This window comes from Luteitalea sp., from assembly GCA_009377605.1.
Classification (GTDB): Bacteria; Acidobacteriota; Vicinamibacteria; order Vicinamibacterales; family Vicinamibacteraceae; genus WHTT01.
In genome coordinates this window covers 1-12994 of sequence record WHTT01000129.1, presented here as the reverse complement: position 1 = coordinate 12994, position 12994 = coordinate 1, and the positions used below count along the sequence as shown (strand labels likewise).

The following is a 12994-nucleotide window of genomic DNA, read 5'->3' as shown; positions in this document are numbered from 1 at the left end:
CCATCACTCCACGCATCATGCGCCTCCGCTAATCTACGGTGGCCTCGAGCACGAGATTGATGGCACGTGACATTCGGCGCCACTGAGTGAGTTTCTTCGTTCAGGTGGCGTCGTCCCCGCGCGTGAGCGAGTAGTACCGGGCGCGCCGATTGTTCTCCGTCACACGCCATTCGGACTGGTTGAGGCCCTGTCGTTCGAGCCGATAGAGCGCCGGAGTGCTTCCTTCGACAGACGGAAGGAATGGTAACAGACGTCATGTCGGGCGTCAAGGGGAGCTAAAAAACCAACATGGAACCCAAAAACTGTCAGGGACGGCGTCAACCCTGACCGCTACTGTTCACTCAAGACTCTCAGGGGATCGACCCGCGTAGCACGGCGTGCGGGAGTAATGCACGCCAGCAGCGCGATGACCCCGTCAAGAGGATCACCGTGCCAAGCACGAACGGGCCCGTCGGTCTCACACCAAAAACCTGGCCTTCCAAGGCCCCCCAATGCAATGGCGCCTAGCGGATGGGAGAACGTCTTCGTCGCAGCGACGATGTTCTAGAATGCCCGCTGGCTCATTTGCGTCGCCCAGCACAAACCGGCGGAGTCAAGGTGAGCGTAGCCGCAGTCCTCGTCTCGAGGGCATTCTACCTGACGGGAGAATGACGATGTTTCCCAATCCGAGATGGCGGGCGGACCGAGCAGATGCCTGCTGGCGGGCGCTGTGGCATGCGGCGGTGGTGCCGAGGGCGTCTGATAACGGGCGTTCCGTCAACTTCCTCCAAAATGCGCTAATGTCGCCTATCGTCCACATGACTACATGGATACTCGGTTTGTTCTGTTGTTGGTTGCTGTCTTCCGCCGGTGTTCCAGCACAAGAAGCGCAGTTCGATATCTACGTCTTGATGGGGCAGTCCAACATGGCAGGCCGCGGAGAGATTACCCAGCAGTACCGGGCGCAGGAGCACCCGGAGGTCTACATGCTGAATAAGGAGCTGGAATGGGTGCGTGCCAGGCATCCTCTGCATTTCGACAAGCCGAAGATAGCGGGCGTAGGCTTGGGTTTGGCTTTTGGCATCGCCATGGCAGAAGCTGATCCCGACAAGAAGATCGGCCTGGTTCCGTGTGCGGTGGGCGGCACCCGCATCGCACAATGGAAGCCAGGAGCTTTCGACGAGACCACAAGAACCCATCCTTATGACGATGCCGTTAGACGCATACGAGAGGCTATGAAGCACGGAACGGTCAAGGGGATTCTGTGGCACCAGGGTGAAGGGGACCGGAAGAGCGCCGCTGCCTACCTGCCCCAGCTTATCGAGCTCATTGGGCGTCTGCGGACGGTGACCCAGAATGACAAGCTGCCGTTTGTGGCCGGAGAGCTTGGCCGGTATATGAAGAGCCACGAGCATTTCAACACAGTCATCGCGGACCTTCCTGCGAGAACCAGCAACACCGCGGTGGTGAGCTCAGAAGGGTTGACCCACACAGGCGATGGCACGCACTTCGATTCGGATTCGCTCCATGAGCTCGGCAAGCGATATGCCCAAGCCATGGCCCGCCTCCTGAACGAGCCGGTTCCGGAATGACGCCTTGCCGAGGCGTCCGCTGCAGGGGCGCGCGGTCCCGATCAGGCGTTCGCACTACGCGTTCGCGTGCGGAGCCGGGATCGGCGTCTTGAGGACGCGTAGGCCCATGGCCCTCAACCCGCGGTCCGCTGCCGGCGAGGAGATCGTGTCGTGATCGTGCACCACGAAGTGATGCCCGCTCTCGCCCGTCACCCACGCGCGACACTGCTGCACCGTCCACTCGGCGGTCGGGTGGTCGGTCGCGTTCCAGTGCAGCAATCGGCGCGTACCGACGTCGAGCACGACGAACACGTCGAGGAGTCGGAATCCGCCGAGTGGGAAGCGTCTGCCTTCCCATACCAGGCGCGCGAGCTCGGAGACATAGTGGTGATACGGATTCATGCTGGCCTACCTAGTGACTGCGGGCAAGCTCGCAGCGGCAATTGCCTGACCGTGACGTTTGTCGTGCTCGTCGGGGACATGGAACGCGATTCGTCGGGCCAGCTCAGGGAACTCGACCTCCAGCACTCCGCGTGCGCCGCCGATAATCTCGTCTCCACCCGGACCGGAAGTGACGCGCCCCAGTACCAACACATGTCGAAGGTCGTAGAACGCCGCGAAATGCGCGACGCCGTAGCCGGCGTAGGTGCCGATGGTCTCGAAGATCTTCTTCGCGCGGTAATCGCCGTCGAGCATGAGCGACTGCACGTGCTTCAGCCGCTCGGGCAGCGGCATGTCAGCCGGTGAGTCGATGCCAGCGGCGGGCATGAGCCGACCGACGCATTGCTGAGAGAAATACTGCGCGCCGACACCGTAGTCGCCCGACCATTCATCGATTGGAGCGGCGGGATTGTAGTCGACGGGCACGAAGGCGAGCTCGTTCAGCCACGACGTGATGTTGCCGTCCGGCGTGACATAGCCCGCAGCCGTGCTCGTGCCGAGCGCGATTCCGAGAATCGCATTCTCTCCGAGCGACATCGAGCCTGCCAGCGCCGTGACCTCGCCGTCGTTGACGACCTCGAAGGGAACGTCGTTCCACAGGCTCCTGATGTCCAGAAAGAGATCCTTCACGCGCGCGTTGAACGCGTCCTCTGGCACGCCCCGAAAGAGCGAGCCGGCCCTGACTCGATTGTTCACGTACACGCCGGCGGCGCTTCCGCCGATGGCATCGACGCGCGGGAGATGCGCCGCCGCCTTCCTCAGCGAGTCCATGATGCCGTCGAAGTGATATTGCGGATCCGGCCTGTAGTAGGGATCCCAGACCGTCTCATCGCTGAACACGACACTGCCATCGATGACCGCCGCCACCTTGCGGTCGCTGCCGCCGAGATCGAAGCCGATGCGGCATCCTTCCAGATGCCGACCAAGCGGCTTCGTTTCCGAGTGCTCGGGCGGCAGATCGCGTGTGTGCACAACCTCCAGCGGATGGTCGAACATCCGTTCGCCCACCAGGTGCGCGTCGAACCTGCCGGTCGCGGTCTCACGGTAGTGCGCGGCCAGCCGTGTGGCCAACGATTCCGGTCCGTCGACATAGATGCGCCAACCGCCGCGCGACCACAGGAGGAACTTTACGAGCCTCTCGAGAAAGGGGACGTTGGCCGATGCCTTCGGATGAGATTCGGCGAGGACATTCGTCTCGAAGCGAAAGACCGAGCCGTCGGCCTGCTCGAAGGCGATCCGGACGGGCACGACACCGGACGTCGCGTGGACGAGATTACGGAACGCCTGCATGGCGAGGACCGCAGGACGAAAGCCGGGGTCGAGGACCGGCGTCACCCGGGGCGCCACAAGCGGCAGGCCGTTGTTGGTGTTCATGGTTGGTGCGTAATGCTCATGCGAGCGAAATCTTAGCATCCCATAGGAACGGCTTCGGGTACGGTGGGGCGGCGCGTCGCTGGTAGGGCGGTTTCGCCGAAGCCGCCGCATGACGGACAGCGGTGCGCTCGGCGAGCGTGCCCCACCGATTGGCCGGGGCGAGTCTTGTGGCAAGGGCGCTGCGCGGATAAGGTTGAACCAATCTGTGGATCACATGCACGACGCCATCAACAGCCTGCGCATCGTGCTCGCCGCCGACGAACATATCCGCACGGGCCAGATCGTCACGCTCTGATCCGGTCGACCGGCGGGAAGGGATTCACTTCCGTTCCGGCGCGGTCTGCTCCGGCGTCGTCACGCCAGGCGGGAGCTCGAGAAGGGCGCGGCCCTCCGGACGACCCTCGTGACGTCGTCCACACACTGAGTCAGCCGGATCCTTGATGATGACCGCCCTCACCTCTCGATCCTGCTCAGGCTGAAGCTCCCAATCCTCCGGCAGCCCCACCTCGAAGGCCCCCGGTCGAGGATGATGTAGCGGGTGATCTCGCTTTTGGCGGTCATGATTCGAACCATCCTTTGACGCTTGTCTATATAGTAAGCGCCAGTCAACCCGCCAGCCGTCAACGTCGCGGTCATACCGGGAGGAAGTTCATGATGACGAGGTCACGCCGCTACGCCCCTGTTTCTGGTGGCCGGGTAGCCGGTCTCCTCACATGGCTGACGCTCGTCGGACTGCTCGCGCTCGTCGTCGCTCCCCATTCAGTACAGACGCGGCCGTGGGCGACAACGTCTGCAACCACCGCACAGTATGCGGAAGCCGTTGGAGAGGCTCGCACGCTCAGTGCAGCGCTGGTCGAGGAGGCGAACCTACCGGGGCTTTCGGTTGCCGTGGGCGTCGACGGCACTGTCGTCTGGTCAGAGGGCTTCGGCTTTGCCGATGTGGAGCAACGCGTGCCGGTCACGCCGCTCTCGCGCTTCCGCATCGGCAGTGTGTCGAAACCGCTGACGGCCGAGGCCATCGGCCTTCTGCACGAGCGGAGACAGCTCGATTTGGATGCGCCCGTGCAGAAGTACGTGCCTGAGTTCCCTGAGAAGCGCTGGCCGGTCACAACCCGGCAGCTCGCCGGTCACATCGCCGGGGTACGCCATTACCGCGACGACGAGTTTCTGTCCCCTCGGCACTACGACGGGGTGTTCGAGGGGCTCGAGATCTTCGCCGACGACCCGCTCCTCTTCCAGCCCGGCAGTGACTATAGTTATTCCAGTTACGGCTGGAACCTGATCAGCGCGGTCGTGCAGGCTGCTGCCGGAGTCGACTTCCTCACCTTCATGGAGCGCGAGGTGTTCGCCCCCATGGGCATGCGCCACACCACGGCAGACCAAGTGCGCAGCATCATTTCACATCGCGTCAGCTACTACGAGCATGACGAGGAGAGTTGTCTCGTCAACGCGCCCTACGTGGACAACAGCTACAAGTGGGCAGGCGGCGGGTTTCTGTCGACGCCAGAGGATCTCGTGCTGTTCGGCTTTCGCCATATTCGGGATCCGTTCCTGCGTCCCGAGACGGTCGAGCTCCTCTTTACCCCGCAGCGTCTCACGTCAGGCAAAGACACGGACTACGGAATCGGTTGGGGCACTGGGCGCGACTGGCATGACCGCCGCACGGTCGGCCACGGGGGAGGCTCGGTCGGCGGCACGACCACGTTCTTGACCTACCCCGCAGAAGACATGGTCGTGGCGGTGACGTCGAACCTGACCGGTGCGCCGGGCCTCTCCGCTCTGGCCTTCGCGCTCGCCGAGCTCTTCGTGCCGCCGGCTGCAAAGACGGCGGAGCGCGAGGAGATAGCGACCGGACGCTTCACCCTTGGCACGAGACCGACGGAAAAGGGCAAGCCGACCGACGTGACGCTCGAGATTGTCCGCACACCGAGCGGCTACACCGGATGGCTGCAGAGTGACGACGCGCCGTACGCTCGTGTCGTCCTGGTCCGGCCAGGGCCTGGTGCCATGCGCGTCTTCGCCGCGGCCCGGTCTGGTCTGGTCACGCTGTGGCTGCACCTTGACGGGGCGCGTGTGTCGGGACGTTGGGTCGGTCCGGATGGCGAAGTCGCACTCAAGGGGCGCCGCGCGGCCAGGTAGGACCGTCGTCGACCTCGTTACTGCGCCGCGGCGCCGTGCAGCATCCAGCTGATCACGTTGACGATGACGAGAATCTGACCAAGCCAGAACACGAACGACCATTTCAGGATCGCAACCTTTGCGGTCGCGATCTCGTGGGAGATGTCGGCTCGCTGGGTCGCGAGCTCTGCCCGAAGCTTGCTCAGCTCTTCAGCGAGCGTCTGACCGAAGCGATCACCGGCTGTCTCAAGCACGCTGTCTCGCCATCCGTTTTCGTGCGCCTCAACCCAAATCGAGAGATCTAAAGCAGCCTTGTCCCCAAGTTGGTCACGAACCGATGGTGGCACCGGCAATTGCAGCATGCTTGCACCCGTCGATCGGACGCCATCGTTGGGGACCTCAACGGAGAACCCGACCTCTTGACGACGACGATGCCATCGTCGCTTCGAAGACGTCAAGAATTGTTTTGGGCGTGAACTGTTTTTGGGCGATTTTGGGCCTATGCCGAGCGAAGAGATGGCTGCGCGATCGTCTGCTGGAGACGTCGTGGCGCCGTGCCACGGGTCAACGAGCGGAACATCGATCCCTTGCACGTCGCTCGTATTACGCGTTGACGAGCGTGCAGCCGTGCACCAACGCCGTTGCCGCCATCAACATGTCGATGACGGGCCGAGTGCGGTCGGCTGAGAGCTCTCCCCACCGCCGGGCCCTTGGGGTGTCGATGGGAAGGGATTCGGTCAGCGAAGGGTCGACTCGATCCCCTCCACCCACCTCCCAATCGTGGCAGCGGCGTCAGGATCGGTGCGCCGCTTCATCTCGACACCCTTCGTGGCCGTCCGAGGACTGCGTCCGATATGCCGCCTATCGTCTTGGGCAGCGGGAGTGTCGCGACCAGCGGTCCTCCAGATGCTGCGAGAGCTCTTCGACGGTCCCGTTTCTCGCGAGTGGGGGAGAGGCGCAGCGACGAGAGTCGTGGGCGCACGTGCTGTGCCCAATCAAGCATACGTATCTCCTGGTCCCGCCGCGGCACGCCATCCAGCTAGTCAGCACGCAGTGCGATCATGGGATCGACCTTCGACGCCGACCGCGCGGGCACGAGCGAGGTGGTCAACACTACCAGAGCGAGCAACGGCGCCGCGATGCAGAAGGTCAAGACGTCGGCGGCATTCACGCCGACCAGAAAGCTCGAAAGCAGGCTCGACAACGCGAGCGAGCCCACCGTGCCGATTGCGACGCCAACAATCGCCATGCCCGCTGCCTGCCGGAGGACGAGCCACACCACTTCGCGGCGGCACGCGCCGAGCGCCATCCGGATGCCGATCTCCTGGCGCCGTTGATTCACGAAATAGGTGAGCAGGCCGTACACGCCGGCCACGCCAATCACGAGCGCGATTCCGGCAAATGCCCCGAGCAGGCACATCAGCAACCGCTGGAGCGCGATCGAGTCGCCGAGGCTCTCTTCCATCGTGCGGATGCGGAACAGCGGCTGATGGCGATTGACGTCCATCACGGCCGAGCGCAGCGCAGCGGTCACTGCGGCGGGATCGCCGTCGGTGCGCACGAGGAGCGGCAGCATCGGCCGGGGAAACTGCGCCAGTGGCACGAAGATGGTCGCGCGGCCCGGCATCGCGAACCCGTCATGCTTGACGTCATTTGAGATGCCGACGATGCTGCGCCAGACGCCGTCATCGATGCTGACGCGTTGTCCGATCGGATCGGCGCCTGGCCAATAGCGCCGCACCAAGCTTTCCGACACGATGGCTACCGGTGGCGACGTCCGCGTGTCAGCCGTGGTGAAATCCCGGCCGCGCAGCAGGCGAACACCCATCGTGCGGAAGTAGCCGGGCGAAATCTTCGGCCGCTCCGCGAACAGAACGTTTGTCTCGGCGCTCGGTTCCTCGCGTCCTTCAACGCGAAACGGGCCCGTCTCGTTCGAGATCAGCGGCACACCGCTCGCTGCCGCAACGCTCTGGACGCCCGGCAGGGATTGGATGCGTTCGAGTACCCGCTGGAAGAACGCCACCGTCTGATCGGGATCTTCTGCCGCCTCCGGCGGCGCGCTCAGGAACGCTGTCAACAGCTTGTCGGGATCGAAACCCACGTCGACGCTGCGCAGCTGCACGAAACTCCGGACCAACAGGCCCGCACCAACGAGCAACATGAGCGCCAGCGCGATTTCGGCGACCGTCAAGACGTGCCGCAGAGTCGAGCCGCTACGGCTACCAACGTGCCGGCCGCCCGATTCCTTGAGGAGGCTGTGGAGATTAAGCTTCAATGTCTGTACGGCAGGCGCGGTCCCGAATACCAGCCCCGTCAGTCCGGCGACAACCAACGTGAAGGCGAGTACGCAGGGATCAATCGCCATCTCGCCGAGGAGCGGCAGCTGCGGACCGTAGCGCACAAACATCCGCAAGCTGACGGCCGCCACGACAAGGCCCGCGATGGCGCCAATCAGCGCGAGCATGAAGCTCTCCATCAGAGAGTGCTGCAGGATGCGAAAGCGTCCCGCACCCAGCGCCTGGCCCAAAGCGGCTTCGCGCTGTCGCCCGGCGCCCCGCGCCACCAGCAGACTTGCCACGTTCGCGCAGCCTACGAGCAGCACGAGAATCGCCGCGCCGACGAGCACCAGCAACGCCGGCCGGAGCGTTTCCGTCACGCCCTGCTGCAGGCCAACAGCGTCGATGCCCCGTTCGCGGTGTCCGGGATCAAGTTCCGCGATCACGGCCGCGACGCGACTCATGTCGGCGCGGGCCTGCGCGACCGTTCGATCGGGCTTGAGGCGCGCGACGACGCGATAGTTGTGACTGCCGCGATCCCGATCCTCCGCGATCGGCGTCCAGAGGTCCGGTCCACTCGGCATTGTCGAGATGTTGCCCGGGAAGTCGAATCCCGGCGGCATTATGCCGACGACGACGTACGCTTCGTCGTCGATCGACACAGGCCTGCCAATGAGTGCCGGATCTGCGCCGAACTGGCGCAGCCAGAGTCCGTAGCTGAGGATGACGACGCGATTGCGTCCTGGCGTGCCTTCCTCGGCGGTGAAGGCGCGGCCAAGGATGGGATCGACCTGCAGGACGCGGAAGAGGCTGGGTGCGGTCCGGATGCCCACGACCACTTCGGGAGACTGGCCGCTGGTCAGGCGGAACGATGCATTGCGGAACGCCGCCATTCCCTCGAAGACGGTGTTTTCGCGCTGCCAGTCGAGGAAGTCGGGATACGATGCCCACGGGCCCCACTTGGTCGCGCGGGGGTTTGTTTCCCAGACCCGCAGCAGCCGGAGCGCGTTTGGATACGGCAGCGGCCGCAACAGCACCGCATTGACGGCGCTGAAGATTGCAGTGTTCGCGCCGATGACGAGCGCCAGCGTGAGCACGCACACGAGCGTCAAGCCCCGATCGCGCAGGAGCCTGCGCGCGGCATAGCGGAGGTCGCGCCAGAGATCGGTGGGCAGGAATCGCGTCGGCGCTCCCGGTGTGATGGGCGCCCGTGCATGCGCCTGTCGCAGCGGTGCCAGGTATCGTGCCAGGAGGTTTCCCTCCCTGAAGTCGGCGAGCGCCAATCGCATTGCCTCGTCAGGCGATGCACCGCCCGCAATCAACTCCCGCCAGCGGTCGTCGAGATGCTGTGAGAGCTCGTCGACGATCTCGTTCTCGCGCGTCGGCGACAGGCGAAGCGACGACAATCGGGGACGCACGTACCGTCCCCAATCACCCCTCGACTCCGCTCGGGGTGACCCTGAGCTTGTCGAAAGGTCGAAGGGTCAGGCATGTTCGGGTCCCGTGACACGTTGCACCGCCTCCACGAATGCCGCCCACGTCTTCCGGTGCTGCGCCAGGACGCGCCGCCCCTCAGGCGTCACCTTGTAGAACCGGCGGCGCCGCTCGTCGGACCTCTCGACCCACGTGCCCTTGATCCAGCCGCGCTCTTCGAGGCGATACAGCAGGGGATACAGCGAGTCGATGTGAAACGTCAGCTGGCCGCCGGAGCGCACGTGGATCAGCTTGGCCAGCTCGTAGCCGTGGCGCGGCCGCGCGTCGAGCAACGAGGGGATGAGCAGCTCTGCGGATCCCCGCTTCAGCTCGCGGTCGAGCGCCCGCGTGTCGATACCTGCCATGAACAGATAGTATGTGGACAGGCATGTGGACGCCAACCGTCTCCGGATTGGATTGGTGTTGCGACAGGGCTTCACCATGGTCGGGATCGGCGTGGCCGTCGGTGGTCTCGCGACCGTCGGGTTCACGCAGGTCGTCAGGAGCGCGCTCGTCGGGGTCGGCCCATTGGATCCGGCAACCCTTGGGGTCGTAGGCGCCGTCCTGATGGCGACCGGCTTTGCCGCGCTGTACCTGCCCGCCCGGTGGGCGTCTCGCCTCGAACCCGCACGAACGCTACGCAGCGAGTGAAAGACACCACTGATCTGTGGCCGCTTCGGCTCCGCCGCTTCTGATTGATATAATCACCCCGTCGCGGAGCAGAGCGGGCCGGGAATACGCTGATTTGCAGGCGTTTTGCAACAGACGTGACACTGGCATCGTTCTAGCGGACCGCGGCCAGGGCCGCGCTTCCCGACGCTCACTCGACGCACCGAAAGCGACTCAAAGAGTCAAGTGTTCGGTGCCTCAAGGGTTCTCGGATTCGCGCACCGGGTCCGCCCGGCGAGCCCGTCCGGACTGCGGTAGGGACACGAGGGGGGTGGAAATGGTACTTCGAACCGTGTTGTGCGTTGGTTTTGCCCTGTCTCTCGCCGGCAGCGCCATGGCGCAGTTGGCGACGCAAACGGCACTGGTCGGCACGGTCACCGACGCCGACGGCGGCGTGGTCCCCGGCGTGGCCGTGGTCGCCGTCCACGTTGACACGCAGGATACCTACGAGACGGTCACGAATGCTCAGGGCTTCTACAACATCCCGTTCATCCGCACGGGCAGGTATGAGATCACGGTGAGCCTGTCCGGCTTTCAGCCTTTCAGGGCGACGGGTATTGAGGTGACCACCAACCAGGTCGTCCGCCGGGACGTCACCCTGCAGGTCGGCGGCCTGACCGATGAGGTGACCGTCGCGGCGACGGCCGCGGTGCTGGCCACCGATCGCGCCACCGTCGCCGACAGGCTCGACTCGCGCCAGGTCACCGAGTTGCCGTCGCGCGGGCGTAACGTGTGGCAGATGGCGGAAACGACGGTGGGCGTCCAGCGGGGCACGCGAGAGGGTACCTGGATCGGTGCAGGACAACGGGATATTCAGAACAGTCTCGCGCTGGACGGGATCAATTCGGCCGCCAACCTGATGCCCTCGACCTCCATGCTGCCGATCGCCGACGCCGTGGAGGAAGTCGTCGTCCAGACCGGCAGCACCTCGGCTGAGTTTGGATCCTACCTCGGTGTCCACGTCAACGTGGTGACCAAGAGCGGAACGAACACCTGGCACGGCGGCGCGTCCCACTTCTACCAGGGCGACGCCCTCGACGCCCGTGGTTTCTTCGAGGATCGGGAGGCTCCGGCGAATCCGCGGCGATACAACCAGTTCAGCGTCCAGATGGACGGGCCGGTCGCCATCCCGGGGATCTATAACGGGCGCGACCGGACGTTCTTCATGGCGGCGTACGAAGGTATCCGGCAGAAACAGGAGTCGGCTTCGATCGCGTCGGTACCGACGGAGCTGATGCGGCAGGGGAACTTCTCCGAAATCAGCGACGCCATCAGGAACCCCTTCACCGGACAGCCGTACCCGGGCAACATCATTCCCCCTTCGGCGCTGTCGCCGATCGCGCTGGACGCCCTGCAGTACTACCCGCTGGCGAACCGGCCGGGGACGGGCGCCAATCTCCTCGGCAGCAGTTTAGATACGATCGATCAGGATCAGATCATCGCGCGGGTCGATCAAAACATCGGCAACACAGCGCGGGTGTATTTCCGCTATAGCTGGCAGGACGAGTTTGTCGACGAGATCGGTGTCATTCCGATCACGGGCATCAAGCGTCCCCGCACCAACACAAACTATCTCGGGGCCTACACGCATACGCTGACGTCGAACCTGCTCAACGACTTCCGGATTGGCTACCATGAGGTCCCTGAGGACACCTTGAACTACTTCGAGGTGAACGGTCTGCCGACGGCCGGCTCGGACCTCGGCATCCCGGGCTTCGACGGCGACGTGAGATACAACAATCCAGGGATCCCGCACTTCCTCATCACCGGCTTCGCCGGGCTCTCGCTGGGTGGCACGAACTGGATCCAGTTCGACGATACGTTTCAGCTTTCGAACGTCCTGTCCTATCACCGTGGATCGCACAACGTGCGGGCCGGGTTCGACGTGCGGCGGCTGACCACCTCGCGACGTGCGGCCAACAGCCCTCGCGGGCATTTCAGCTTCAACGGCCAGATGACCGGCGACCCGGTGGCCGATTTCATGCTGGGGCTGCCGCGTGAGGTGCGGACGCCGGTAGACCAGCTCCAGGGCAACGTCGGCGGGTGGCGCAACGGGTTCTTCATCAATGACAGCTGGGAGGCCACGCGCGATCTCACGCTGAGTCTCGGCCTCCGCTACGAGCTGCATACGCCGGTCCAGACGTATAGCGGATTTGCCTCGATGCTGAATGCGGACCAGACGGGGCTGCTCCCGGAGAGTCACCCCGCGCCCGGCTTCGAGTTCCACGAGCCGAATCGGAACCAGTGGGCCCCGCGCCTCGGCGCAACCTATCGCCTCACGGAGCGGACCGTGGTGCGGGCGGGCTGGGGGATCTACTACAACCCCAACCAGATGAACACGTTCACGTTCCTCACCAACAACCCGCCGTTGGCCGCCGAGTTCACGTTCTTCTCGGATCCGGCAAACCCCACCCTATCGCTGGAAAGCCCGTTCGGCGAGGTGGGGCCGGCTGCCCCTCCGAACGTCACCACACCCAATCGGCACATGCCCAACGCTCGCAAGAATCAGTGGAGCCTCGACATCCAGCAGGAGATTTTCCCGAATACCGCGCTGGACCTGCAGTATGTCGGCTCGCGCACGCGGAATCTGGACCGCAGCTTCTTCAACAACACCCCGCCGCCGGGACCGGGGCCGGTCGACGATCGGCGACCGAACCCGGACTTCGCGATCCTCCGCATCATCCAGAACGACCTGATCGCCAACTACGATGCGTTCAGCGTCATTCTGCGCCGCCGCATGAGCCAGGGGCTACAGCTGAACGCGCACTACACGTATTCGCGGAACTACGACATGGCTACGAACTCGAACGCTGGCGGCCGCGTGATGGATGATTACGACATTGAGAGAGACTACGCTCCCGCGAATTGGAGTATTCCGCATCGGTTCGTCGCCAGCTACATCTACGATTTGCCCTTCCTGAAAGACGCGAGCCAGCCGATCGTCAGGCACCTCCTTTCGGGTTGGCAGCTTGGCGGCGTCACCACGATCCAGAGCGGGACGCCCATCAACGTGACGATCGAGCCCGACCGCGCCAATACGGGCACCCCGAACCAGCGGCCGGATCTGATCGGGACCCCCACCGCCGACTGCGG

10 protein-coding genes and 1 pseudogene are annotated in these 12994 nt (G+C 64.2%); 5 read left to right on the top strand and 6 right to left on the bottom strand.

The window, feature by feature from the left end; all coding sequences use genetic code 11:
* Positions 1-100: 100 nt before the first annotated feature.
* Positions 101-250: a hypothetical protein gene (locus GEV06_26240; protein ID MPZ21364.1), complete on the bottom strand. Its 150-nt coding sequence runs from the start codon at positions 248-250 to the stop codon at positions 101-103.
* 241 nt (positions 251-491) lie between these two features.
* Here GEV06_26240 and GEV06_26235 point away from each other — a divergent pair, with 241 nt between their 5' ends.
* A complete protein-coding gene (locus tag GEV06_26235; protein MPZ21363.1) occupies positions 492-1571 on the top strand; it encodes a sialate O-acetylesterase in 1080 nt (359 codons plus the stop codon).
* A 54-nt stretch (positions 1572-1625) separates the two neighbouring features.
* Here GEV06_26235 and GEV06_26230 read toward each other — a convergent pair whose 3' ends face one another.
* Both GEV06_26230 and GEV06_26225 read right to left on the bottom strand, forming a co-directional pair.
* Entirely contained in the window at positions 1626-1952 is a 327-nt protein-coding gene (locus GEV06_26230; GenBank protein ID MPZ21362.1) for a hypothetical protein, read from the bottom strand.
* Between the two features lie 6 nt (positions 1953-1958).
* Positions 1959-3365: an ROK family protein gene (locus GEV06_26225; GenBank protein ID MPZ21361.1), complete on the bottom strand. Its 1407-nt coding sequence runs from the start codon at positions 3363-3365 to the stop codon at positions 1959-1961.
* A gap of 109 nt (positions 3366-3474) precedes the next feature.
* Between GEV06_26225 and GEV06_26220 the strand changes: the two genes are divergently transcribed.
* The gene (locus GEV06_26220; GenBank protein ID MPZ21360.1) at positions 3475-3660 is read left to right on the top strand and encodes a hypothetical protein; all 186 of its coding nucleotides are present in this window, start codon (positions 3475-3477) and stop codon (positions 3658-3660) included.
* 356 nt (positions 3661-4016) lie between these two features.
* Positions 4017-5504: a serine hydrolase gene (locus tag GEV06_26215; GenBank protein ID MPZ21359.1), complete on the top strand. Its 1488-nt coding sequence runs from the start codon at positions 4017-4019 to the stop codon at positions 5502-5504.
* 17 nt (positions 5505-5521) lie between these two features.
* Here the strand turns inward: GEV06_26215 and GEV06_26210 are convergent.
* The 3 genes and pseudogenes from GEV06_26210 to GEV06_26200 all read right to left on the bottom strand — a co-directional run bounded on the left by GEV06_26210 (position 5522) and on the right by GEV06_26200 (position 9597).
* A pseudogene (locus GEV06_26210) lies at positions 5522-6254 on the bottom strand (PIN domain-containing protein).
* A 268-nt stretch (positions 6255-6522) separates the two neighbouring features.
* Complete coding sequence (locus GEV06_26205; protein MPZ21358.1) at positions 6523-9177, bottom strand: FtsX-like permease family protein; 2655 nt, start codon at positions 9175-9177, stop codon at positions 6523-6525.
* A gap of 66 nt (positions 9178-9243) precedes the next feature.
* On the bottom strand, positions 9244-9597 hold the full coding sequence (locus GEV06_26200; GenBank protein ID MPZ21357.1) for a PadR family transcriptional regulator: 354 nt from the start codon (positions 9595-9597) through the stop codon (positions 9244-9246).
* Between the two features lie 25 nt (positions 9598-9622).
* Between GEV06_26200 and GEV06_26195 the strand changes: the two genes are divergently transcribed.
* Both GEV06_26195 and GEV06_26190 read left to right on the top strand, forming a co-directional pair.
* On the top strand, positions 9623-9883 hold the full coding sequence (locus GEV06_26195; GenBank protein ID MPZ21356.1) for a hypothetical protein: 261 nt from the start codon (positions 9623-9625) through the stop codon (positions 9881-9883).
* A gap of 295 nt (positions 9884-10178) precedes the next feature.
* On the top strand, positions 10179-12994 hold a 2816-nt coding region (locus GEV06_26190; GenBank protein ID MPZ21355.1), incomplete at its 3' end, for a hypothetical protein.